This is a genomic window from Nocardia higoensis, from assembly GCF_015477835.1.
Classification (GTDB): domain Bacteria; phylum Actinomycetota; class Actinomycetes; order Mycobacteriales; family Mycobacteriaceae; genus Nocardia; species Nocardia higoensis_A.
In genome coordinates, this window is sequence record NZ_JADLQN010000004.1 from 139,813 (window position 1) to 163,121 (window position 23,309).

Here is a 23,309-nt window from a genome sequence, read left to right on the forward strand (position 1 = left end):
CAGCTCGTCGCTGCCGATCGGAGTCTCCTTGCGCCAGGGAACGCGCCGCGATCGGTACATGAGCGATCGCCTGCACGGCAACGGTGCACATGTCCACGTTCGTGATTCGGAGTATCAGCCTTGCTCACAACACCATCCGGCGTCCCCAGAGTATGCCCGGCTGGGTACGGCTCACCCCAGGTCGCGGACCGAGAGTTCCGTGTCCCGATGTACACCGAGCAGTTCGCGGTGAACCCGCACGCCGTCTACGCGCAGATGCGCGAGCGGTTCGGATCACTGGTTCCGGTATGGCTCGCGCCGGGCGTCCCCGCAACCTTGGTGATCGGCTACCGAGCAGCCCTGGAGATCCTGCACGACCCCGAGCATTTCCCCACCGACCCGCGCACCTGGCAGCAAGCCATCCCACCGCACTGCCCGGTGTTGCCGATGATGCAGTGGCGCCCCAACGCCCTGCGCAGCACCGGCCCCGAGCACGCCCGATACCGCTCCGCCACCGTGGCCGCACTCGACCGGGTCGACCTCCACGCCACCCACGCCGTGGTCGAGCGGATCGCCCTCGACCACATCAACCGGTTCTGCGAACGCGGCTACGCCGACCTGATCGGCGAGTTCGCCTTCCCGCTGGTCTTCGACGTGATCAGCGACCTGCTGGGATGCGACCCCGACCTCAGCGAGCAAGCCGCTACCGGAATGGCGATGGTCTTCGACACGACCGACGCCGCCGAGGGGAACCGGCTGCTCGTGGAAGCGCTGGCCGAACTGGTCCGCCGCAAACGCGCTCGGCCGGGCCGGGACATCACCTCCTGGCTGGCGGCCCATCGTGCCGGTCTCACCGACGAGGAGCTCGTCCACCAGCTGGTCACCCTCTACGGCGCGGCGAGTGAGCCGTTGACGAACCTGATCGTGAACACGTTGCTGGCGATGATGACTCGCTCCGGTTTCGGGGGTGACGTCGCCGGTGGGGCATGCTCGACCCGGGATGCGCTCGAGCGCGTGCTGTTCCGTGACCCGCCGATCGCGAATTTCTGCATGTCCTATCCGCGTCGGCCGCAGTTGATCGGCGGTGCGGTGTGGGTGCCCGCGCATCAGCCGGTCGTGATCAGCCTGGCCGCGTGCAATACCGATCCGGACATCGTGGGCGGCGATATCCGGCACAACGCATCGCATCTGGCGCTCGGCGCCGGACCGCACAGGTGCCCGGCGTCGCGGCTGGCTCATCTGATCGCCGGGGACGCGATCGATCAGTTCCTCGACGCCCTGCCGGAGATCGTGCCCGCGGTTCCCGTGGACCAGCTGCGGTGGCGGCCCGGACCGTTCCACCGGGCGCTGGAGGCGCTGCCCGTCGTCTTCGCGCCTGTTCCGCCGCTGGCTCTGCCGACCGGCCGTTGACATCCATCCGACTCGAGAAGGCAAACGTGATGACCGATCTTCAGTCCGCCCCCGCACCTGTCGTGCTCGATGTCACCGGGGCTGATATCGCCGGTGAAGCGGCACGGCTGCGTGCGCTGGGGCCGTTGGTGCCGGTGGTGTTGCCCGGCGGGATACGTGCCTGGGCGGTGACCGATGCCGACCTGGTGAAGGATCTGTTCGTCGATTGGCGGGTGTCCAAGGACGCCCATCGGCATTGGCCGGATTTCGTCGCCGGGCTGGTCCCGCCGGACTGGCCGCTGATCTCGTGGGTGTCGGTGCGCAATATGTTCACCGCCTACGGCACCGACCATCAGCGGCTGCGCCGACTCGTCGGGCCCGCGTTCACCGTGCGCCGGGTCGCATTGCTGCGGCCGCAGATCAGGCGGATCGTCGCCGAGCTGCTCGACGGGCTGGCCGCGCGGCCCGCGGGGGTGGTGGTGGATCTGCGGGAGGAGTTCGCGGCGCAGGTGCCGTTGCGGGTGATCACCGCGTTGATGGGTGTCCCGACGGACCTGCGGGAGGGGCTGCGGGTGTGTGTCGGGGAGATCTTCTCGACTGCGCCGCAGCGTGATCCGCGAGTCACGTTCGCCGAGATGGTCGACATCCTGACCACGCTCGTGGCCCGCCGCCGGGCCGAGCCGGGGGAGGACATGACCAGTCTGCTCATCGGTCATCGCGACGACGGGGACCGGCTGAGCGAGGAAGAGCTGGTGCACACGCTGCTGCTGATGATCAGCGCCGGCTACGAGACCACCGTGAACCTGCTCGACCAGGCGGTGTGTCAGTTGCTGCGCCGGCGCGAGCTTCTGGGTCGGCTTCGTGCCGGGCGGATCAGCTGGTCGAGTCTCGTCGAGGAGACCTTGCGGTGGGCGCCGCCGGTGGCGAATCTGCCGCTGCGGTACGCGGTCGTGGACTTCGATGTGGCGGGCAGGCGGATCAAGGCCGGGGAGGCCGTTCTCGCCTGCTTCGCCGCCGCCAACCGCCGCTCGCACGGATCCGACGCCGACGATTTCGACCCGGCCCGCCCGAGCACCGAGCATCTGTCCTTCGGCTACGGCCCGCACTACTGCCTCGGCGCGCCGCTGGCCCGCCTGGAAGCCGGGATCGCGCTGCCCGCGCTGTTCCACCGGTTCCCCGACCTCACGCTCGCCGTCGCGCCCGAAGCGCTCGAGCCGTTGAGCAGCTTCGTCGCCCACGGTCACCGGTCGCTGCCCGTGCGGCTGTCCGCGGACTCCGGCCGGTGAGGGCGCCACGGCGCGAGCGAGGCGCATCGGGGCGGTCGCGCGGCAGGGGAGGGGAGTGCCGTCGTGGTCGCTGACAGTCCGGAGCCGATGTCGCCTTCGCCTGTCGGCGGCGTCATCCCGATCACCCATGCCCTCAGCATTCGTGATCGCACCGCCACCGACCGGCTCCGCCACGACAATCCGCACTGGCCCGTGCGCTCACCGGCCGACGCCGCGAAAGCGCTGCTCCTGCACGACGAATGCCCCTGGCACTGCTCGACCCGCGTCGCGGCGTTGCTCGTGAGCGCCGACGGCTACCGGTACTTCCGCGACCGCGGGCTGATCGAAAGGGACGCATGGATACCGCACTCGGATTGGTGAACCTCGGAATCAGCGAGTCCGAAGCCGACGATCGGGCCACGCTCGTCGCATTGGCGGCCCAGCACGGTTGCCACGTCGCCGAGGTGATCGCCATCGACGAGAACACCTATATGCCGACCACGCTGATCACCCACACCGCGCACAAGCTCGGCGCGGTCGTGATCCTCGCCCCCGGTTCGGCGCACTTCGGCTCCGCCGCGAAGGCACTCGCGCTGGCCTGCACGCTGATCGCGCCCCACACGGTCATCCCGCGCGCGGCCGGCTGGAGTCCTTACCGATGACTCGAACGGTCTCGCGGCCGGGCCGGCTCGACGACCGGCCGGGTATGGACGCGGCCTTGGGCTCTTCGCCGATTCGGGCGCCCTTCGCATCGCGTACAGCGACCGGGGCGCGGTCGGACGAAGGCCCGAATCTGGTTGTCGAAGAATGCGGCTCGCAGTGCGGACACCGGGTGTGGACGACCGAAGTCAGGCTCGAGCGGATACTCCATCTTGCTGAGCCACTCGAAGGGCCTTCGGATCGTGCGGCAACGATCTGCGCGGTCGCCTCCGGCGGTAGGTTGTTCGGAATGACCATACGCGCGAAGATCTGCGGGATTCGCTCCGAAAGGGACCTGAGAATCGCGGTCGACGCGGGAGCCGATGCGATCGGGCTCATCAGCGGTGTGACCCATGTCAGTGAAGACGCGCTGGATGCCGATCGCGCGGCCGAATTGTCCCGCCGCACACCTCCCTTCGTGACCAGGGTGCTGGTCACTCATCTGGAGGAGGCCTCCGAGATCGTCCGGCTCGCCGATCGGATCGGGGTCGATGCGATCCAGGTGCACGGCCTGGTCACCGATGAAACGACACGCCGCGTGCGCGAACTGGCCAACGGTCGCAAGGTGCTGCGGGCGGTGCATGTGACCGGGCCCGAAGCTGTCGAGGTCGCGGTGCGCGCCGCCGCGGATTGCGATGCTGTACTGCTGGATTCGCGGACAGCGGATCGCCTCGGTGGTACCGGAAGGACGCATGATTGGACGATCAGCGCCGAGATCGTGCGTGCCCTCACCGAGGTGAATTGCCCGGTGGTCCTCGCGGGTGGGCTCGGCCCCGCCAACATCGATGAAGCCATCGCGGCTGTCCGACCGCACGGCATCGACGTCAACAGCGGCGTCGAAACCCCCGCTGGTGACAAGGACCCGCGGGCCTGCGCGGCATTTGTGACGGCAGCGCATCGTGAAGCGAACTCGCGCACTATTGAACAGCCAGGACCATGAGCCTGAGGCCGAATGCCTCGCCACGAGCGTGATGAGCCCGGCCACGCAGGTCGCGCCGGCAGAGCGAGGACGCATCCCGTGGCGAACGATGTGGCGACGCTGGAGTCGGCGCGGTCGGGGGCGACGAGCAGGATGGCCGAAGCCACCAGCAGCAGCTGACGTTGCGGGTCATGACGCTGTTGACGTCCGTTGCTGGGGACTGCCCCGTGCTCCTGATCGGTGCCCGTTCACTACAACTACGGTCGATTCGACACTGTCGCCAGGAACCGGCCTTCCGTGATTCAACTCCGCACCGACGTCACCAACGCGGTGAGCTCACGGCGTAGCAAACAGCCGGAAACGGCGGCCACTGATGGCTTCTGCCACCCGTTGGGCACTGCGCTCTTCCGGTTCGTCCGAGGTGTCGAGTACATGGTTTTCGAACTCGCCGAGGTCGGAGAACTGACCCCACATGGAGAGGATCGGCCCCTCGTCGATCAAAGCGTTCGGCGCGGTTCGGGCTCGGGCTCGCTGCAGCGTGATATCGCGCTGCGGCCGGAGCACCACGTAGTGGACCACCAGCTCCGGGTGCTGTGCCGCTCGGGTTCGGAAGTGGTCGAGCATCCACGGCCCCACGATTCCGTCGATCACCGTGGTGAATCCGCCGAGCGCATAGGTATAGCCGGCGCCTGCGATCACATCCATGACGGTCTGGTTCTGCGCACTAGAGGCGGGTTCGTACGGAGGTATCGCACCTGAAACGATGTAGTGCCAGAAGTCGTCCGTGTGCAGATGAACTCCCTTGCTGGAACAGCGGGCGAGCTTCGCGGCGAGGGTGGACTTGCCGGCCCCGGGTGGGCCCGTCAGGATGATCACGTGTCCGGTCACGGACGACAAGCTACCTCCTATCCTCCTGCCTGAAGTACTCGATTTCTGCCGACCTGGGGCCGCTGCCGCGGAGCCAGGCTCTATGGAGTCGATCTGCAACGAGTGATCCCGACTCGCATCCATGGTGCAGGTCGCGGCCGTGGGAATTACGAGCATCGCAGTGACCGAGTTCCGCCGCTTTCAGCACGTCAGTTGCTGGGCGGCGTCTTCGTGCTGCCCGGGCCACCCCATTGCCCGGAGTTCGTACCCCATGCCCACCTACCGTTCGGGCCGTCACGAGCTCGGCCGGAACTTCCTCACGGACCGCAAAAAAGTCGATACGATCGTCGACCTCGTTTCCCGAACAGCAGGCCACAATCTCACGCCATGAGGCCGGAATCCATTGCCGTGAGTGCGCCGCCGAGCCGCTCGCCCCGGTCACCGCTTCGGTGTCGCACCCAAGCATCGATTCCTCCGGAAGACCGGCAGACGTCAGGAACTACTGCGCTACGAGCAGCCGGATGGGCGGGGCGATCTGCTGGGGCGGTGGCCCGATCAGGGCGGGGTCAGTCGTGGTGGGCGACGACGTTGACCACGGTGCCGTCCGGTGCGCGGACGAAGAACCTGCGCACGCCCCACTCCTCGGTGGTGAGGGGGTGCACGATCTCATAACCGAGTCGGCGGGCCTCCTCGTAGGCGGCGTCGAGGTCGTCCACGTGGACGGAGATGGCCGAGTCCTCGGGTGCGGTGGCATCGCTTGTCACCAGTTGCACATGGGCGCCGGTCGTCGGCGAGGTGAACCGGGCGACCCAGCCGAGATCGAACTCCTCGGTGCTCAGGCCGAGGAAATCGGTATAGAAGCCCTTCGCGGCGGCGATGTCGGCCACCGGAAGGTTCGTCGTTATACGGGTAACTCGCATACGGATCTCCTGTCAGGGTCGGATAGCTTCGATGATTGTCCGGGGGATGCCGTCGATCACTCGCAGGCCACGCCATCGCCGTCTCTGTCCAGGCCGGACCGGTATCCCGGTTCACCCGCGTACAGTGGCGCAGCGCCTGCGGCGCGGGCGGCGGCGCAGTTCTTGTAGTAGACGTTCGACGGCGCGGGTGGGGGCGGCGCGATAGTCGGCTCGGGTTCGGGCGCGGGCGGGGGTGGCACGGCAGTGGGCTCCGGTGCGCGCTCGGGCTCGGGGACAGAAGCGACCGGTGGGGCGGGCGTCGGCTCCGGTGCGTGCGTGACCGGCGGGCCGGCCGGTGCCGAATCGGTCGCGGAATGAGCTGGCGGGGAGACGCTTTCGAGAGGCATCGGAACCGATGTCGGCGCACGGGTGGTCGTCGGTCGAGTGGTTGTGGGGGTTGCCCGGGTGGTGGTCGGTGCCGGTTGTTCGGCGTCGTTGTCGTCGCCGAATACCGAGCCGATGCCGCCACACAGGCAGAGCAATCCGATGATCGCGCCGACGATGATGAGGCTGTTCCGGTTGGTGCGCCGGGCGCGTGCGCGGTTCTCGGCTTGTCGGTCCTGGTATGCCATGAGGAGCCTTTGGGGTCGATGATGTGCGGGTTGTCCCGCGGTGTCTTCGTCGGCTGGGCCGCGATCTTCGGCTGCGGATCTGCCGACCGGGGAATGCCGGCATTGCCGTGCCGCGCATTCGGTGAGCACAGTCGTTCGTGCGGATGTCCGAGCAGAAACTGCTGCAGGACAGTCGAACTCGCTGTACGGGTAGGCGTTGTGCGGGCTCATAGTAGAAGCGTTGTCGTCGATCTCGCCCTCGGTCCGGACGAAAATGCCGGGATACGGGCGGAAAATCAACCGAATCGACTACAACGTCTGTGGTCGGCTCGGCGGTGTGGTTCCCGCGTACCCTGCACGGGCCGCCTCATCGGGGTTAGAGTCTCGTTTCGGCGCAGCGTGACGAGCGGCTGATCATGGAATCGTGGGGAGAAGAATTCGATGCTCGACAAGTCGAATCATCGATGCCCGTCGCCCGCCGATCGGACACCGCCGTCGACGAACGAGCCGATCGTCGGCGACGGGGAATATCGGACTGCGCCGGGACGGGCGGGGCGTGGTGCGGGGGGTGACCGGCCGCGGGCAGGGATCGCGCGTACCTCGTGAGTCACGCAGTCGAGCGGGATTCACCGACACACCAGGAACAGGGGACGAATATGTCCGAGGACCGGCTGACCCTCACCGAGCGGTGCGTGCTGCTCGTGCTGATGGCCGAGGCCAGGGAGATGACCAACGCGGAGCTCTACGCCGTCGCGGGCGTCAAGCTCGAGGGCAGGTACCGGCGGCGCCTCAACGACCTCGGCCTGGTGGACAGCGTCCAGCTGAATCGGTCCTTCGTGCACGAACTCACCGATCGCGGCGCGGTCTGGTGCGGCGCGGAGCTGACGCGGGAGCGGCCCGCCCGCTCCGGGCCCGCCGGGGGCGCCCTCTACGCCGTGCTCGCCGCGTTGCGCCGGTACCTCGACGAGGCGGGTCTTTCACCGGCTGATCTGTTCCGGCCCGACGTGGCGGGGCAGGTCGAATCGGCGTACACGGCGGTCAGCAAGGGCGGCGGCGGGCCGGTTCGGCTCGCGGTGCTGCGGGATCGGCTCGACGGATTGCCGAGAGGGGAATTCGACCGGGGCGTCGAACTGCTGTCGCGCCGTCCGGGTGTGCACGTCCGGGCCGAGGCGGATCAGAAGACGCTGACCGACGAGGACCGGGACGCGGCCGTGGTGCTCGGTGGGACACCTCGGCACCTGCTGACGGTGGAAGCGTCGAAATGAATGCCGGGGTGTCGAGATCGATACGGTGATGAACGAGGAACAGCACAACGCGCTGTCCGCGATCCAGTTCAGCAGCGTGCTCAATCCGGAAGCGATCTGGAGCCCGCTGAGCCACCACGTCGACGGATTGCATCCGGACGCCGTGGCCGAGCTCGTCCGCGCCGTTCGGGCTGCTCGGGCCAGGCCCACGGTGGCACCGACGGGGTTCGTGCTCAGCGGTGAGAAGGGGGTCGGGAAGACGCACATGCTCGGCTGGCTGCGTCAGCATGTGCAGCAGGCCGGTGGCTCTTTCTTCATGCCCAAGCTGATCGACGGGGCGTCGTTCTGGGCGGGGGCTGTGCACGGCATCGTCACTCAGTTGCGCGGGGCCGACGGCGGGCAGCTGGGGCGCATGCTCACCACGTTGACCGAACTCACCGGCTGCGATCGCGAGCTGGGGTTGCGGGTGCGGGGGATGCTTCCCGTCTGCCCGGCCGACGTGAGCGCGTTCGTCGACGCGGTCGAGGATCTCGACATCCAGGCGGCGGAGGAATGCCGGGACACTCTGCGCGCCCTGATCCTCTATCAGGCCAAGGGGGAGGCGCGCGAGATCGGGCACAGCTTCCTGGTCCTCGAGGACGGGATAGAGGAAGCCGCGCGCGGCGAGTGGGGCTTCCGGCAGCGCGTCAAACCGCCGCAGCTCGTCTTCCATGAACTGTGCCGGTTGTTCGCGCTCACCGGCCCGGTCGTGCTGGCTGTCGACCAGATCGACTCGGTGATCGCCCAATCCGGTCACAGCGACGGTGACGGCCTCGCCGAGCGTCTCGCCGACGGCCTCATGCGGATGCGCGAGGAGACCGTTCGCACACTCGTCGTGGTCGCCTGCATTCCGAAATCCTGGGATCTGATCGCCCACCGGGCGGTGAATTCGGCGGCCGACCGATTCACCGTGCTCGAACTCGCCACAGCCATGCCGGATTCCGCGGTGGCCGCGGCGATCGTCGAGCGGCACCTCGGCGGGTTGTACGGCGACATCGGCTTCGTGCCGCCCTATCCGACCTGGCCGGTGCTGCCTGTCGCCTTCGACGATCCGGTGATCGCCGCCTTCACGCCCCGGCGGTTGCTCCAGCACCTGGACGGCCATGTCCGAAGGTGTCTGAGCGAAGGTCGGGTCATCGAGCTCGAACACTTCGCTACCGCTGTCGACGAAGCTGCCAGACCTTCGGTCACGCCCGAGGACTCCGCTGTCTTGGACGAGCGTTTCGCTCGGTTGTGGCGGGACGCCGACGTGACGGCCCCGCTGGACGCCAAGCATGAGGACAGCAGAATGTCCGAGTTGCTGAATGCGGGACTGCGGGCCTTCGTGCACGAGCAGGAGCGCCACGACCTCACCGTCGATCTCCCGAGTGTCGCGCGACCGGCGCTGCACGCGCGACTACGACGGACCCTGGACGAGGCCACCGAGGACGAGGAGCACTGGAGCTTCCGTGCCATCGCGCACCCCCATCACCGGGCAGTGCTGACCAGACTGCGTTCGGCGACATTGGAATCCGGTATTCGCCCGGGTTCTTCCACTCGGCATCTGGTCGTGCTGCGCAACACGGCCTTCGCCCGCGGGCCTGTCACCGCCGAGGCCCTGAACGCGTTGGAAGCCGCGCACGGGCAAGCGCTTCCCGTGGCGCCCGAGGACCTGCGCACCTTCAGCGCCCTCGAGAAGCTGCTCGCCGAGCCCGTGCCGGGGCTGCTGAACTGGCTCGCGGAACGACGGCCCGCGAGCAGCACACAGCTGTTCACGCGCGTGCTCGGTGACATGGCGCAACCGAGCGTCGACGGCGCCTGGGAGCGGGTCCCGGAGTCGGCGATCCCGGACGCCGTCGAGGCTTCCGTCGCGGAGCCCGGAGTCGGCGGGAACGAGGGTGAGACGGTGGCTGTGGACGAGCCGTCGATCGCGCTCGGGCGTTACCTCGAGACCGGCCGCGAATTCCGCGTGCCGCTCGCGCTGCTGCGCAAACACACCGCTGTCTTCGCCGGAAGCGGCTCGGGAAAGACCGTGCTCTTGCGGCGCCTGGTGGAGGAGGCGGCACTGCACGGGGTGTCCGCCATTCTCATCGACAGCAACAACGACCTGGCACGGCTGGGCGACCCGTGGCCCACGCCGCCGCCGGGATGGAATCCCGACGACCCGGCGCGCGCCGCGCGCTATCTGTCCGACACCGAGGTCGTCGTGTGGACTCCGCGGCGGGAGGCAGGGCGGCCGCTGTCGCTGAATCCGTTGCCCGATTTCTCGTCGGTACTCGGCGACCCCGACGAATTCCGGATCGCCGTCGACGCGTGCGTGGCGGGCCTCGTCCCCCGTGCCGGGCTCACGAGCAGGAAGTTCGAAACCGGAAATGCCGTACTGACGCAAGCGCTCACCTACTTCGCGCGTCGAGGGGGCACCGACCTCGACGACCTCGTCGACTTGCTCGCCGACCTGCCTGATGAGGCGAGCACCCTGAAAGACGCCCGACAGCTGGCGGCCGCTATGGCCGTCGAGTTCTCCGCCGCAATGATCAACGACCCGGTCTTCGGGGGCGCGGGGACGAGGCTGGATCCCGGAATGCTGCTCACCCCGAGCGCGGGCCATCGCGCGCGGGTCTCGGTGATCAGCTGCATCGGCCTACCCACGGACGCGCAGCGGCAGACCTTCGTCAACCAACTCCAGCTGGCCCTGTTCGCGTGGATCAAGAGATTTCCGGCCGGTGACCGCCCGTTGGGGGGTCTGCTGGTACTCGATGAGGCGCAGACGTTCGTACCCTCGCGTGGCACGACGGCATCGAGCGAAAGCACGTTGCGACTGGCGGCGCAGGCGCGCAAATACGGACTCGGCATGGTGTATGCGACGCAGGCACCGAAGGGACTGCACAACATGGTGACCGGCAACGCCGCCACCCAGTTCTTCGGTCTGCTGAACGCGCCGGCGCAGATCCAGGCCGCCACCGAGCTGGCGCGGGCGAAAGGCGGGAGCGTGGACGACATCTCCCGGCTCTCGGCCGGCCGGTTCTACGGTGCGACCGAGGGGGCTGCCTTCGGCAAGCTCGTGGTGCCCATGTGCCTGAGCCACCATCCGCCCAGCGCGCTGACCGAGGAGGAGGTTCTTCGCCGAGCGCGGAACGCTTGACAGGTAGGAAACTTCCTACCTATCTTGGCGGTGTGGCTATCAACACTGTGAAGACCGTGACCGTGTTCGTCTCCGACCAGGATCGTGCCCGTGACTTCTACGTCGACGTGCTCGGCCTCGAGGTGAAGGCCGATCGAACCTTCGGAGACAACCGATGGTTGGAGGTCGGCGCCCCGGAGGGCACCACCCTCGTCCTCCACAAGCCCTTCCCCGGCATGACCGCAGGCGGGGGGAAGCGCACCTTGTTCGCCAGCGACGACCTCGACGGCGATATCGCCCGCCTGCGGGAGGCCGGGATTGTCGTGGACGGTCCGAACGAGATGCCGTGGGGCAAGCAGGCGACATTCGCCGACCCGGACGGCAACGGCTACGCCCTGCAGGGCTGAGGGGACAGCCGATGCCTCGCCGCAGCAAGAGCGGCCCGTTGGACGACGTGTTCGGCGCGCTCGCCAATCCCACCCGCCGTGACATTCTCGACGAACTCCTCGACGGTGAGCGCACGGTCGGAGAGCTCGCCGGGAAGTTCGAGATGGCCCGTCCGAGCGTCTCCGAACACCTCCGCGCCCTGCGCGAGACCGGCCTGGTCGAGGAACGACAGGTGGGTCGTCACCGCTTCTATCGCGTCACGGGAGCACCAATGGCGGAGCTGATCGACTGGCTCACCCCGTATGAACGGTTCTGGCGTGATCGCATGACCGCGCTGGGCGGAGTCCTCGAAAGGATGGGCGACGATGACGACGAATGACGATTCGACCACCATCGAGGTGGACCAGTACTTTCCGCACCCGCCGGCGAAGCTCTGGCGCGCGTTGACGATTCCGGAGCTGATGGCGCAGTGGCTGATGCCCAACGACTTCCGGCCCGTGGTCGGCCACCGGTTCACCTTCCGTGGCCGCCCGGTCGCGCAGACCGGATTTTCCGGGCAGATCGCCTGCCGAGTCCTGGAGTGCACACCACCGCAGCGGCTGCGGATCAGCTGGGCCGACGCCGCCGATCCGGACCGGATGGCGACCGAGGTCGCCTGGACGCTGGAGCCCGAGGGGAAGGGCACCCGCCTGTTTCTCGAACACTCCGGGTTCGACCCGGATGATCCCACCCAGCAGCTCGCTCGCCGGTTCATGAACGGTGGCTGGCGTAGTCATGTGCTGCGTCGACTCGCCGAAGTGCTCCGACTCCTCATCGATCCGTCGGAGAGCGGTGGCCGAACCGAGGCGTTCGATCGCCGTTGAGGTGAGTTTCCAGCCGGTGTGACGGTGCGTGGGCGCGTTCAGCCGACGGGAAGGCCGACGAGTTCCGCTTTCACGAGTTCTGGCGGGGGAAGCGGAGGACCCGGTCGTCTCCGTCCCGGACGTCGCCTCGGCCGTCGGTGTTCGAGGTGGTGAGCCACAGGGCGCCGTCCGGGGCGACGGTCACGGTGCGGAGTCTGCCGTAGGTGCCGTCCAGGACGGCGCGTGGTTCACCTGTCGTTCCCGCGCTCAGCGGCGCCGTCCACAGCCGCTTGCCTCGGAGTGCGGCGACGTAGAGGGTGTCGCGGGTGATCGCGATGCCGGACGGTGAGGCTTCCGAGGGCGTCCAGATCAGCACCGGGTCGGTGTATCCGTCGTCCGCTCCGCCCCCGCCCTGCACCGCGGGCCAGCCGTAATTCCTGCCGGGTTCGATCCGATTGATCTCGTCGAACAAGTTCTGACCGAAATCGGCGGCGAAGAGGCGACCGGCACTGTCCCACGCCAGGCCTTGGACGTTTCGGTGACCGAGGCTGTAGACGGGGGAATCGGTAGTCGGGTTACCGGGTGCGGGCGAGCCCTCCGGGGTCAGCCGGAGGATCTTGCCGTTCGGTGAGGCGGGGTCCTGGGCGAGGTCGGGGTCTTCGGCGTCGCCGGTACCCGCGTAGAGCATGCCGTCGGGGCCGAAGGCGATTCGGCCGCCGTTGTGGTTGTTCGCCTTGGCTATTCCCGTGAACACCGGTTGCGGGGCGCCGTCGAGCCGGAAGCGGACGATGCGGTTGTCGTCGGCGGCGGTGAAGTAGGCGTAGACGTAGCCGTCGTCGGCGTAGGTGGGGGAGAGGGCGAGACCGAGCAGGCCGCCTTCGCCCTCGGCGACCACATCGGGGACGCGGTAGACCTCCTGCGGGGGTAGGCCCTGCTCGATGCGCAGAATGCGGGCGGTGTCACGCTCGGCGACCAATGCCGCGCCGTCGGGGAGGAACGCCAGGCCCCAGGGAACATTTATGCCACGAGCGATCTCCGCCTCCGGCTCGAATCCGGGAATCTCGGCCGATGCGCTGGCGGTGGTCGGTGCCGGTGCGTCATCCGAGCCGGAGCAGGATGTCAGCACCGACAGCGCGGCGACCGCCGCGCCGACAGCTCGGACGAGTGGGGATCGCCGGCCGCCGGCGCGCGCATCGGCGCATCGCTGGAGGGAAGGTGCGGTTGTCGTCATCGGCGCTCCAAGGCGGGCGGCACATCGTGGTCGTACTGTCCGACCGTACTCGGGTCCGCACTGCCGAGGCGGTCTCGCTCAGCCCGTCTTGCGGTGGATCGACTTGTAGGTGATGTACTGCGACAACCCCTCGATCCCGTACTCGACGCCGAGCCCCGAGTCGTGCCTGCCGCCGAACGGCGCGTTGTGGTTGGAGGCGAAGAAGTTCACGCCCACCGAACCGCTGTCGATGCGTTCGGCGACGGCCTGGGCGGCGACGGGATCGGTGGAGAAGACCACGCCGCCGAGGCCGAAGGAGGTGTTGTTGGCCAGGGCGACGGCCTCGTCGATGTCGTCGTAGCGCAGCACGCCGATGACGGGGCCGAAGATCTCTTCGCGGGCGATGCGCATGTCGGGGGTGACATCGGCGAAGACGGTGGGTTCGATGAACCAGCCGCCGTCGCGCTCGAGCGCGTGGCCGCCGACGACCGCGCGGGCGCCCTCTCGACGGGCCGAGTCGAGATAGTCGCGCACGACCTCGAACTGTGCCTGCGAGGCCATCGGCCCGAACACTGTCCGCTCGTCGAACGGATCACCCTGCGGCGCAGCGGAAACCGCGCGACTCACCGCGTCGACCACCTCGTCGTAGCGGGACGACGGCGCCAGGATCCGGGTGGAGATGTAGCAGGTCTGACCGGTATTGCGCAGGCAGGTGCGGATCAGTACCGAGGACAGCTGGTCGAGGTCGGCGTCGGGCAGCACGATGGCAGAGGACTTGCCACCGAGTTCGAGGGTCACCGGTCGGAGCAGTTCCCCGCAGGCGGCGGCGATGCGACGGCCCACGGGCGTCGACCCGGTGAAGGCCACCTTCGCGGTGAGCGGGTGGCGCACGAGCCGATCGCCGACCTCGCCGCCGCCGGTGACGAGGTTGATCACTCCGGGCGGAATGCCCGCGGCTTCGCACGCTTCCACGACGAACCGGATGCACAGCGACGTGCTGGGAGCGGGCTTCATGACGACCGTGCAGCCTGCCAGCAGCGCGGGCGCGAGCTTGACGACCATGAGGTTGATGGGGAAGTTCCACGGGGCGATCAGCACGCACGGGCCGACGGGGTCCTTGCGGACGACGGTTTCCGCGCCGCCCGCCGGGAAGGGGCGGACGTCTTCGTCCTCGAGCCAGGAGGCCAGTCCGGCGACATGCCGGAAGATTCCGGCGGCATTGGCCGCCGCGCCGCGGGTCTCGCTGATGGGCGAGCCGTTCTCGAGGGTGTTGGTGACGGCCATCTCCTCGGCCCTGGCCTCGACCTCGTCGGCGATCCGCCTCAGCAGTGCGGCACGCTCAGACGGACTGGTCTTCGCCCAGGGGCCGCTGCGGAAGGCGCGGTCGGCGGTGCGGAGGGCGGCGTCGATGTCCTCGGCCGAGCAGTCGGGGACCGCGCCCCACTCGCGGCCGGTGGCGGGGTCGATCTGGGGCAGGCGCGCCGCGCTGGTCGAGCTCGCCCAACCGCCGTCGACGTAGAAGTCGTCGACGAAGGCCCACCGCGATTCGGGCACCGCGCCGCGAGGCTGATCATTGCCGGGCCGGGCACTGACAGGCTGGTCCCGGCCGGGCCGGGCGGTATCCGGATCGATGTCGGTGGCACTCACCGGATCACCGCCGTCTTGAGCAGTGCGCGGGAGCGCTGGAGGTCGGCGGTGGCCATCGTGATGGCAGGCGCGGTGAGCAACTCGGGGATGATCTGGGATTCGAGGCGGTCGGTGTAGACGGCGGGGTCCATGCGGAACCAGCCCGATGCCAGCGCGATGCCCGCGTGGTCGAAGCGCCACAGCCGGTCGGCGTCGCGGACCAGGGCGTCCTCGAGGGTGTGGGCCTCCATGCGGGTGTCGTGGCCGTCGATGATGGCGCAGACCTCTTCGACGAATTCGTCGCCGTAGCCCAGGGGCGGGAGGACTTCGCGGGCGATGAGGCAGCCTTGGCGCTCGTGTTCGAAGCGGATCTCGGCTTTGCGCCATTCGCCGGAGAAGCCTTCGGAGAGGATGCGGTTTTCGTCGACGCGGCCCCAGCCGGTGTCGTGCAGCTGGATGGCGACGCGCACCAGCTGGCGGTCGGCGTGTGGGAAGGCGTTGCAGAGGCGTTCGGCGTAGGCGAGAGAGATGGGCAGGTGGATGTCGTTGGAGCGGGAGCGGGTCTCGGGGACGACGGCCTTCCAGATGGGATCGAGGTCGGGGTCCAGCGCGGGGGTGAGGGTGATGGGGGAGGTGTCGACGGGGCCGGGGCCGGGGATCGGCCGTTCGGTGGGCAGGGCGGTGGGCATGGGAGCCTCCTCAGTCGGTCGCGACCAGGGTCGCCGGTGCGACGGTCACTGACTCGAGCGGGACGGATGGGTCGGCGGCGGCGTCGAAGGGGATAAACGCGCCCTTGGTCAAGGCTTTGCGGACGGCCATGAAATCCAACGGGTGGTTGACGCAGTCGGCGGCGAGGATGCGGTCGCCGCGGTAGTACAGCACCGAGAACTTGCCGCGTTCGGGGTCGGCGCGGACCAGGGTGCGGTCGTGGCCGTGGGACAGGCCGGCGATCTGGAGCTTGATCTTGCCCTGGTTTGACCAGAACCACGGGATGCCCGCGTATTCCTCGCGGCGGCCGGTGATGGCGTAGGCGGCGACCTTGGCCTGTTCGATGGCGTGGTTGACGCTCTCGAAGCGGACGCGGTCGCCTTCGGGGGCGCCGGGCAGCGGGTTGGGCAGGTTGGCGCAGTCGCCCACCGCGACGGTCACGCCGTCGGAGGCCAGGGCTGCGTCGTCGACGCGAATGCCGTTGTCGCACTCCAGGCCGATGGATTCGGCGAGTTCGGTGTTGGGGATGACGCCGACGCCGACGAGCACCAGATCGGCGGGGACGACGCGGCCGTCCGCCAGTTCGACGCCGCCGACGTGGTCGCCGCGGGCCACGATGCGGCGCACCGAGGCGCCGAGTTCGATGGCGATGCCCGCGGCGCGGTGGTGGTCGAGCAGGTAGGCCGAAGTCTGTTCACCCACGGCGCGGGCGACCAGGCGCGGGGCCGCTTCCAGCAGAGTCACCGTGCGGCCCATCACGTTCAACGACGCCGCCGCCTCGATGCCGATGAAGCCGCCGCCGATGATGACGACCTCACGCACGTCGGGAACCCGGGCCTTCAGCTCGAGGGCGTCGTCGGCGTTGCGCAGATACAGCACGCCGGGCAGGTCGACGCCTTCGATGAGCAGCCTGCGCGGCCGGGCGCCGACGGCGAAGGCCAGCCGGTCGAACGGGAACCGCGCGCCGGACATGGAGTGCGCGACACCGGAGCCGTCCACGCGTTTGTCGATGCGGATGACGCGCTCGTTCTTCACCACGTCGATGCGGTGCTCGGCCCAGTACTCCTGGGTGCGGAACATCAGCGACTCGTTGGTGATCTCGCCCTGCAACCACTCCTTGGACAGCGCGGGACGCTGGTAGGGGCGGTGGTTCTCGTCGCCGAGCATGGTGATCGGGTCGCCGTAGCCGAGGGCGCGCAGCGAGGTGGCCAGCGCGACACCCGCCTGCGAGGAGCCGATGATCAGCAGTCCGTGGGTCATGATCACACCTGGGTGGCGGGGGTGGTGACGTGCAGGTCGAAATCCTCGGTGACTTTCAGCTGGCAGCACAGCCGGGAGTTGTCCCGTCGGTCTTCGGCCGTGCCCCAGAGCATTTCGTCTTCCATCTCGTCCATGGGCGGCAGCGCGTCGAGTTCGGCCTCGTCGACGTAGACGTGGCAGGTGGCGCACGACAGCGAGCCGCCGCATTCGGCGACGATGCCGGGGACGCCGTTGCGCACGGCGGTCTCCATGACGGAGTCGCCGACGTTCGCGGTGATGGTGCGGGACCGGCCGGTGTGGTCGGTGTAGGTGACCTGGGGCATGTCGTTCCTCCTTGGTCGAAAGCGTGGTCTCAGATGAACTGGCGGCCGCCGTCGACGACCAGGGTCTGTCCGGTGACGAAGCCGCTGTCGGGGCCCGCGAGGTAGAGGGCGGCGCCGACGACGTCCTCGGGTGTGCTGGAGCGCCGCAGCGCGCCGCGGTCGACGCCATAGGATTCGGCGTCGTCCATCAGGCCGCGGCTGGCCTCGGTGAGGGTGAAGCCGGGGGCGATGGCGTTGACGGTGATCGAACGCCTGCCGAGTTCCTTGGCCAGCACCCGCGTGAGGGCGATGACGCCGCCCTTGGACGCGACGTAGTGCGCCCAGTTCTCCGAGCCGCTGTAGACGGTGGCCGAGGAGAGGTTGACGACGCGGCCGCCCGCGGGCAGGTACGGGCTGACCGCGCGGGTCATCAGCCACGGGCCTTTGAGATTGACCGACATGACCAGATCCCATTCGACCGGGTCGATGTCCTCGAAGCGGGAACGTCTGACGGTGCCGTAGACGGCGGCGTTGTTGATCAGCACGTCGATGCGGCCGCCGCCGAATTCCGCGACCTGTGCGGCCAGTTCCGCCGTGGAGTCGGGGTCGGTGACGTCGACCCGGCCGGACCAGGCATCGACGCCGGCCTTCTCGACCAGGCGGGCGGTTTCGGCCACGCCGTCGGTGTCGAGGTCGGCCACGGCGACACGGTGGCCGCGCCCGGCGAACCCGAGGGCGAAGGTCCGGCCGAGTCCGCCTGCGGCGCCGGTGATCAGGACTGTGCGGGGCGCGGAATCCGTCATGGGCTCAGCTCTCCAGGATCTCGACGCGGCCGGTGTTGCCGTCGACGCGGATGAGCTGGCCGGTCCTGATGGTCGTGGAGGCCGAGCCGGTGCCGGTGACCGCGGGCAGGCCGTATTCGCGGCAGACGATGGCGGCGTGGCTCATCATGCCGCCGATGTCGGTGACCGTCGCTTTGATCTTGCCGAAGATCGGGCCCCACGACGGCGCGGTGATGGTGGCGACGAGGATCTCGCCGTCGCGCACTCCGGAGAGATGATCGGCGGAGGTGACCACGCGCGCCCGGCCCTCGACGACGCCGGGGGAAGCGGCCATGCCGGTGATGGCGCCGTCGTCGGTGTCCTCGCCTGCCAGCCACTGCTGAACCTGTTCGGTGGTGATGCCGTAGAGCATCATCGTGAACGGCTCGGTGATCTCGGCGGGCGGAGTGTTCAGGGCGGGCTGCGGGCGGCGGGTGTTCAGCGCGTCGATGATGCCGCGGCGGCGTTCGATCTCGGCGGGCCAGTAGTACGGGCCGGTGGCTTCCGCGCCGACGGCCCAGCCGGTCACCAGGTCGAAGATGGCGTCGCGGACTTCGTTGCGGTTGAGGTAGAGCATGTCGGCGGGGTCGGACCAGAAGCCCGCGTCGGTGAAGACCCGGCCCAGCTCACGGACCTTGCGCCAGAACACTCCCATGGTCCAGTGCTCGATGTAGAAGTTGTGGTTCTCGACGTAGGGGTAGGCGGTGGCGGCGAGGCCGCGCTTGGCGTCGAACTGCTCGCGCAGGTCCTCGGTGAGGATGTCGCGGTACTCCTCGACGATGCGGTCCTTCTCGGCGACGAGTTCCTCGACCGGGCGCATGATGTTCTGGCCCTCGTCGACGCGGCGGATGTAGTCGGCGATGAACCCGAGCGGGATCTCCTGGTGTTCCTTCCAGTACTTGTCGTGGCCGTAGAAGCCGTTGCCGACGGTGAAGTTGAACCACGGGTCCTGGGCGGCCTGGTAGGCGGCGAGCCATTCCCCGCCGCCCGCGGCGCGCACCGCCTCCAGCGTGCCCGCCACGTCGTCGGTGTCGGTGAAGGCGGCCTGCAGGTTCATCTCGACGGCCATGACGGCGAGCTTCTTGAGTTCGTCGTCTGGCCGGAACAGCTCCATGTCGACGCCCTGCACCATCTTGGCGATGGCCTGGTCGGGGATGCCGGGGAAGACTTCCTTGCAGAAGCCGAAGAATTCGAGGTAGGCGAGGTAGCCCAGATTCAGGAACTCGAAGTGGTACTGCCAGTTGCGGTAGAGCAGGGCGATCAGCCGGTCGTAGTTCTCCATGAGCACCTGCGAGCCGTCCATGGCCTTGCCGGAGACGATGTCGTCGAAGGGCACGGCGTCGGGCAACGCGGCGAACTCGAGGGTCTCCATCTCGTCGATGGTGGCGCGCACCTTGGCGCGCCAGGCGTCGAGCAGGACATCCCAGTTCTGGAAGTAGTGACCGGCGCGGCGCTCGAATTCCGGTACGCGGGCGGCGATCTGATCCTCGGGCACGGCGACAGGACTCATGTACAGGTAGCCGAGGTGGATCTTGAACTCGATGCCGTTGGCCGGCGGGATGAGCAGGTGGCGGGTGTTGTACTGGCCGAGGCACTTGACCGCGAATTCGCCGCCGATGGTCTCGAAGGGCTTGAACACGGTGGGCCAGTGCTGGCTGTCGCAGAACCAGAACTTCTCGTCGCCGCCGGGGGCGTTGTCGAAGACGAGGTTGTAGGGGTAGAGCTGCTCCCAGCCCTCGGCTCCGGCGGGCACCTCGATCTCCGAGGGCTTCGGGAAAGACTTCATTGTCTGCTCGACGGTCATGGATGTTCCTTTGCGGGAGTTCGATTCAGCGGCGGCTGAGGGCGGCGAGGCCGGAGAAGGAGAAGCCGGTGGAGCTTTTGGAAGGCGACGCCACGGGGGCGGCCACGACAGCGGCGGGCGTCGCGACGGAGTGCACGGTCTCCGGACGCGACTGCAACAGCAGCAGGTTCTCGCCGTCGGGCAGGTCGGCGTCGAGCGCCCACTCGATGTCTTGCGGGCAGCCGTAATGCTTCTCGGCGCGCTTGGCCATGGCGGCGACGGCCTGCAGTTCGACATCCGACAGGCAGCGGACCTCGCGGCGTTCGGCCTCGACCTCGCGTTCGACGAGTGCGCCGGTGGCCGGGTCGGGCACGAGTTCGGCGTGCTTGTCGCCGATGTGCTGGCGCACGATCGCGAGCATCACCTTGTCGAGCAGGATGTTGTCGGGGGTGACCTGGCCGGAGACCACCATCTCACCGACACCCCAGGAGGCGTCCACGACGATCTTGGAGCGGTCGCCGTTGGACGGGTCGAGGGTCATGGCGACACCGGAGGCGCGGGCGTTGACCATCTTCTGCACGGCGACGGCCATCGACAGATCTTCTTCGGGGATGTTGTTGCGCAGCCGGTAGGTGATGGCGCGGCTGGTGTAAAGCGAGGCCCAGCAGCGGCGCACGTGCTCGCGGACGTTCTCGTAGCCGGTGAGCCACAGGTAGGTGTCCTGCTGGCCGGCGAAGCTGGCGTCGGGCAGATCCTCGGCGGTCGCCGACGAGCGCACCGCGACCGGCACCTCGCCGCCGGGGAAACGCGACATCAGCTCGTCGTAGGCGGCGCGGAAGACACCGTGCATGTCCTCGGGGACGTCACGGGATTCGATGGCGGCGCGGATCTTCGCGGAGATGCGGTCGATGGAGGCGACGTCGTCGGGGTCGATCTCGGCGAGCGCGGCCTTGATCTTCTCGCGCAGGCCGGTCCCGGTGACGAAGGCGTCGTAGGCGGCGGTGGTCATGGCGAATCCGGGCGGGACGGGCATGCCCGCGGAGGTCATCGAGACCAGCGAGGCGCACTTGCCGCCGAGCAGTGCCAGGGTCGGCTCGTGGCCGCTGTCGAAGAAGACGATGTAGTCCGTGTTGTCGGGGTGGGCGTTCACGGGGTCAGACCTCCCAGGTGACCGGAACCGCGACGGGCGCGCGGAAGGACAGGTTGTCGCCGAAGCGGATGTCGGCGTCGTCGGCCAGGCGCAGGCCGGGCACCAGGCGGGCGACCTCTTCGATCGCGACCTTCGTCTGGAGTTTGGCGAGCATGTTGCCCAGGCAGTAGTGGATGCCGTAGCCGAAGGACAGGTGCTCGCGGGCGTTGGGCCGGTCGATGTCGAAGGTGTCGGCGTCGTCGAAGCGGGTTTCGTCGCGGTTGGCCGAGCCCATCAGCAGCAGGATGTTCGCACCCTGAGGGATGGCCACACCGCCGATCTCGGTCTCGCGCAGGGCCTTTCGCCGCCAGCCGACGATGGAGGGGCTGTAGCGCAGTACCTCGTCGACGGCGGCGGGGATGCGGCCGGGGTCGGCGACGATCCGCTGCCACTGGCCGGGGTGCGAGAGCAGCACGCGCAGGGCGTTGGAGATCAGGGTGGTGGTGGTCTCGTGCCCGGCGAACAGCAGCGAGTAGCACAGCGAGGCGATCTCGTGGTCGGTGATCTCATCGCCCTCGGACTGCATGCGGACCATGTCGCCGACCAGGCTGTCGGGTCGGGTCTCGTGGGCCTCGGCGACGAGCCTGCGGCATTCGGCCCAGTATTCGACGAGATTGCGGGCATGCGGGATCTGCTCGTCGTCGGACAGATCGCCCCAGGTCATCGCGGCGCGGGAGTCCGACCAGCGCTTGAAGGTGTCGATCTGGTGCACGTCCGCGCCGATCAGGGTGAGAATCGTGATGGTGGGGACGTCGTAGGCCAGGTCGCGGACCAGATCGCCGCGTCGCTGCGGGCGGGCCAGCATGGTGTCCAGCAGGCGCACCACATTGGCCCGGATCTGCGGTTCGAGCACCTTGTACCGGCGCGGGGTGAACGCCTTCGCGGCGACCTTGCGAATCCTGGTGTGTTCCGGGGGGACTCGTGCGGACAGTCCCGAGTAGGCGGTGAAGCCGCCCTCATCCATGATCCGCTTCGCCTGCGGGCCGCGTTCGCGCACCGGCGCCTGGGCGTTCTCGGAGGAGAAGGTCTCCCAGTCGCCGAAGACGGCTTTGATGTCGTCGTAGCGGGTCACCACCCAGTAGCCGATGCGCTCGTCGAACATCACCGGCTCCTCGGCGCGCAGCGCGGCATAGGCGGGGAACGGGTCGTTCTGGGCGAAGGGCTCGTAGCCGTGGTGGACCGGGCAGCCGGTGGCCGTATCGGCCGGGCTGTGTGTCGACGTCATCACGCCTCCTGTCATGTGTCACGCACCGCTGTGTGACGGTCACCTCATCGTGCTCCGCGTCACTGCGCGAGTACAGGCGGCGCTTCCGTTGGACGGAAGTGGCTCGGGTCTTGCCCTGATCAGGGGGTTCGTCGTCCTCGGCTGGGAAAGCGCGCCAGGCTGGGCTGCGGCCGGGCGGCGGCGGCCTCGATCCGCTGTGCGATGCCGCGCAGGGTCGGCAGGTACCGGGTCATCGTCGCGGCGTGCGCGGAGAGCAGGACCAGCCCGATCGCCGCGGGCTGCGGGTCCAGGCGCACCGGCACCGCGATCGAGCAGGAGCCTTCCCTGACCTCTTCCTGCGTGGTCGCGTAGCCCTCGTCGCGCACCCTGCGCAGCTCGGCGGCCAGCCGGCCGGGATTGACGTGGGTGTGTTTGGTGGTCGCCTCGAGCCGGTGGGCCAGGTAGGCCTCGCGCACCCAGTCCTCTTCGTAGGCGAGCAGCACCTTGCCCACGGCGGTGGCGTGCAGGGGCAGGCGGCCGCCGACGCGGGAGGCGCGGGGGACGCGGGTCGAGCCGTAGATGCGGTCGATGTAGAGCGCTTCGTCGCCGTCGCGGATGGCGATGTGCGCGGTCTCGTGGGTCAGGGAGAACAGGTCCTGCAGGTAGGGGCGGGCGGTGTCGCGCAGATGGCGGCCCGCGTTCTGGGCGACGGTCCACAGGCGCAGGCCCACGGTGTAGCGGCCCTGGCTGTCGCGTTCGAGCGCGCCCCATTCGACGAGTTCGCCGACCAGCCGGTGCGCGGTGGGCAGCGGCAGGTCGGCGAACTCGGCCAGGTCGCTCAGGGACAGGGCATTGGGTCCGGATTCGAAGGCGGCGAGCAAGGCCAGCGCCTTGGAGGTCACCGTCCGGCCGTCACCTCGCATCGCCGTCTCCTCGGTCCAGGCTGTTGTCGCGCGGATCGCTGGT

Annotated in this window: 23 protein-coding genes; 10 read left to right on the forward strand and 13 right to left on the reverse strand. The window is 68.6% G+C overall.

Annotation, left to right across the window (positions count from 1 at the left end; genetic code table 11):
- Positions 1 to 207 precede the first annotated feature (207 nt).
- The 5 genes from IU449_RS21200 (at position 208) to IU449_RS21220 (ending at position 4,272) form a co-directional block, all read left to right on the forward strand.
- The gene (locus IU449_RS21200) at positions 208 to 1,389 is read left to right on the forward strand and encodes a cytochrome P450 (protein ID WP_228805457.1); all 1,182 of its coding nucleotides are present in this window, start codon (positions 208 to 210) and stop codon (positions 1,387 to 1,389) included.
- A 29-nt stretch (positions 1,390 to 1,418) separates the two neighbouring features.
- Positions 1,419 to 2,654, forward strand: coding sequence for a cytochrome P450 family protein (locus IU449_RS21205; RefSeq protein ID WP_195003870.1), 1,236 nt, complete (start codon positions 1,419 to 1,421; stop codon positions 2,652 to 2,654).
- Positions 2,655 to 2,717: 63 nt separating this feature from the next.
- Positions 2,718 to 3,014, forward strand: coding sequence for a hypothetical protein (locus IU449_RS21210; protein ID WP_195003871.1), 297 nt, complete (start codon positions 2,718 to 2,720; stop codon positions 3,012 to 3,014).
- Positions 2,990 to 3,295 (forward strand): hypothetical protein, encoded by a 306-nt coding sequence (locus tag IU449_RS21215; RefSeq protein ID WP_195003872.1) that lies wholly within the window; start codon positions 2,990 to 2,992, stop codon positions 3,293 to 3,295. The genes IU449_RS21210 and IU449_RS21215 overlap by 25 nt, the downstream gene beginning before the upstream one ends.
- A gap of 44 nt (positions 3,296 to 3,339) precedes the next feature.
- Complete coding sequence (locus IU449_RS21220) at positions 3,340 to 4,272, forward strand: phosphoribosylanthranilate isomerase (protein ID WP_228805458.1); 933 nt, start codon at positions 3,340 to 3,342, stop codon at positions 4,270 to 4,272.
- A gap of 315 nt (positions 4,273 to 4,587) precedes the next feature.
- Here IU449_RS21220 and IU449_RS21225 read toward each other — a convergent pair whose 3' ends face one another.
- From IU449_RS21225 to IU449_RS21235, 3 genes are all read right to left on the reverse strand, one after another.
- Positions 4,588 to 5,139 carry an AAA family ATPase gene (locus IU449_RS21225; protein WP_195003873.1) on the reverse strand — a complete coding sequence of 184 codons (552 nt, stop codon included), beginning with the start codon at positions 5,137 to 5,139 and terminating at the stop codon, positions 4,588 to 4,590.
- A 545-nt stretch (positions 5,140 to 5,684) separates the two neighbouring features.
- Positions 5,685 to 6,038, reverse strand: coding sequence for a VOC family protein (locus tag IU449_RS21230; RefSeq protein ID WP_195003874.1), 354 nt, complete (start codon positions 6,036 to 6,038; stop codon positions 5,685 to 5,687).
- A gap of 56 nt (positions 6,039 to 6,094) precedes the next feature.
- Positions 6,095 to 6,649 (reverse strand): excalibur calcium-binding domain-containing protein, encoded by a 555-nt coding sequence (locus tag IU449_RS21235; RefSeq protein WP_228805459.1) that lies wholly within the window; start codon positions 6,647 to 6,649, stop codon positions 6,095 to 6,097.
- Between the two features lie 635 nt (positions 6,650 to 7,284).
- Between IU449_RS21235 and IU449_RS21240 the strand changes: the two genes are divergently transcribed.
- Genes IU449_RS21240 through IU449_RS21260 form a run of 5 tightly spaced genes read left to right on the forward strand, consistent with a single transcriptional unit; the run spans position 7,285 to position 12,261 of the window.
- Positions 7,285 to 7,893, forward strand: coding sequence for a hypothetical protein (locus IU449_RS21240; RefSeq protein ID WP_195003876.1), 609 nt, complete (start codon positions 7,285 to 7,287; stop codon positions 7,891 to 7,893).
- A 28-nt stretch (positions 7,894 to 7,921) separates the two neighbouring features.
- Entirely contained in the window at positions 7,922 to 11,032 is a 3,111-nt protein-coding gene (locus tag IU449_RS21245; RefSeq protein ID WP_195003877.1) for an ATP-binding protein, read from the forward strand.
- A gap of 32 nt (positions 11,033 to 11,064) precedes the next feature.
- Positions 11,065 to 11,418 (forward strand): VOC family protein, encoded by a 354-nt coding sequence (locus IU449_RS21250; RefSeq protein ID WP_195003878.1) that lies wholly within the window; start codon positions 11,065 to 11,067, stop codon positions 11,416 to 11,418.
- A gap of 11 nt (positions 11,419 to 11,429) precedes the next feature.
- Positions 11,430 to 11,777 carry an ArsR/SmtB family transcription factor gene (locus IU449_RS21255; protein ID WP_195003879.1) on the forward strand — a complete coding sequence of 116 codons (348 nt, stop codon included), beginning with the start codon at positions 11,430 to 11,432 and terminating at the stop codon, positions 11,775 to 11,777.
- Entirely contained in the window at positions 11,764 to 12,261 is a 498-nt protein-coding gene (locus tag IU449_RS21260; protein ID WP_195003880.1) for an SRPBCC family protein, read from the forward strand. Before IU449_RS21255 ends, IU449_RS21260 begins: the two co-directional genes overlap by 14 nt.
- Positions 12,262 to 12,331: 70 nt before the next feature.
- On the opposite strand, the gene IU449_RS21265 is transcribed toward IU449_RS21260, so the two are convergent.
- The 10 genes from IU449_RS21265 to IU449_RS21310 all read right to left on the reverse strand — a co-directional run bounded on the left by IU449_RS21265 (position 12,332) and on the right by IU449_RS21310 (position 23,266).
- Positions 12,332 to 13,471, reverse strand: a complete 1,140-nt coding sequence (locus IU449_RS21265) for a PQQ-dependent sugar dehydrogenase (RefSeq protein ID WP_195003881.1) — start codon at positions 13,469 to 13,471, stop codon at positions 12,332 to 12,334.
- A 78-nt stretch (positions 13,472 to 13,549) separates the two neighbouring features.
- A complete protein-coding gene (locus IU449_RS21270) occupies positions 13,550 to 15,004 on the reverse strand; it encodes an aldehyde dehydrogenase family protein (protein WP_195004114.1) in 1,455 nt (484 codons plus the stop codon).
- 89 nt (positions 15,005 to 15,093) lie between these two features.
- Complete coding sequence (locus tag IU449_RS21275) at positions 15,094 to 15,765, reverse strand: HD domain-containing protein (protein WP_195003882.1); 672 nt, start codon at positions 15,763 to 15,765, stop codon at positions 15,094 to 15,096.
- Between the two features lie 10 nt (positions 15,766 to 15,775).
- Entirely contained in the window at positions 15,776 to 17,044 is a 1,269-nt protein-coding gene (locus tag IU449_RS21280) for an NAD(P)/FAD-dependent oxidoreductase (RefSeq protein ID WP_195003883.1), read from the reverse strand.
- A gap of 2 nt (positions 17,045 to 17,046) precedes the next feature.
- Positions 17,047 to 17,367, reverse strand: a complete 321-nt coding sequence (locus IU449_RS21285; RefSeq protein WP_195003884.1) for a 2Fe-2S iron-sulfur cluster-binding protein — start codon at positions 17,365 to 17,367, stop codon at positions 17,047 to 17,049.
- Positions 17,368 to 17,396: 29 nt separating this feature from the next.
- Complete coding sequence (locus tag IU449_RS21290) at positions 17,397 to 18,149, reverse strand: SDR family NAD(P)-dependent oxidoreductase (RefSeq protein ID WP_195003885.1); 753 nt, start codon at positions 18,147 to 18,149, stop codon at positions 17,397 to 17,399.
- Between the two features lie 4 nt (positions 18,150 to 18,153).
- Positions 18,154 to 19,971, reverse strand: a complete 1,818-nt coding sequence (locus IU449_RS21295; RefSeq protein ID WP_195003886.1) for a PEP-utilizing enzyme — start codon at positions 19,969 to 19,971, stop codon at positions 18,154 to 18,156.
- A 25-nt stretch (positions 19,972 to 19,996) separates the two neighbouring features.
- Complete coding sequence (locus IU449_RS21300) at positions 19,997 to 21,100, reverse strand: PEP/pyruvate-binding domain-containing protein (protein WP_324188365.1); 1,104 nt, start codon at positions 21,098 to 21,100, stop codon at positions 19,997 to 19,999.
- Positions 21,101 to 21,104: 4 nt separating this feature from the next.
- Positions 21,105 to 22,364 (reverse strand): cytochrome P450, encoded by a 1,260-nt coding sequence (locus IU449_RS21305; RefSeq protein ID WP_228805461.1) that lies wholly within the window; start codon positions 22,362 to 22,364, stop codon positions 21,105 to 21,107.
- Positions 22,365 to 22,483: 119 nt separating this feature from the next.
- Positions 22,484 to 23,266, reverse strand: coding sequence for an IclR family transcriptional regulator (locus tag IU449_RS21310; protein WP_195003888.1), 783 nt, complete (start codon positions 23,264 to 23,266; stop codon positions 22,484 to 22,486).
- Positions 23,267 to 23,309 lie beyond the last annotated feature (43 nt).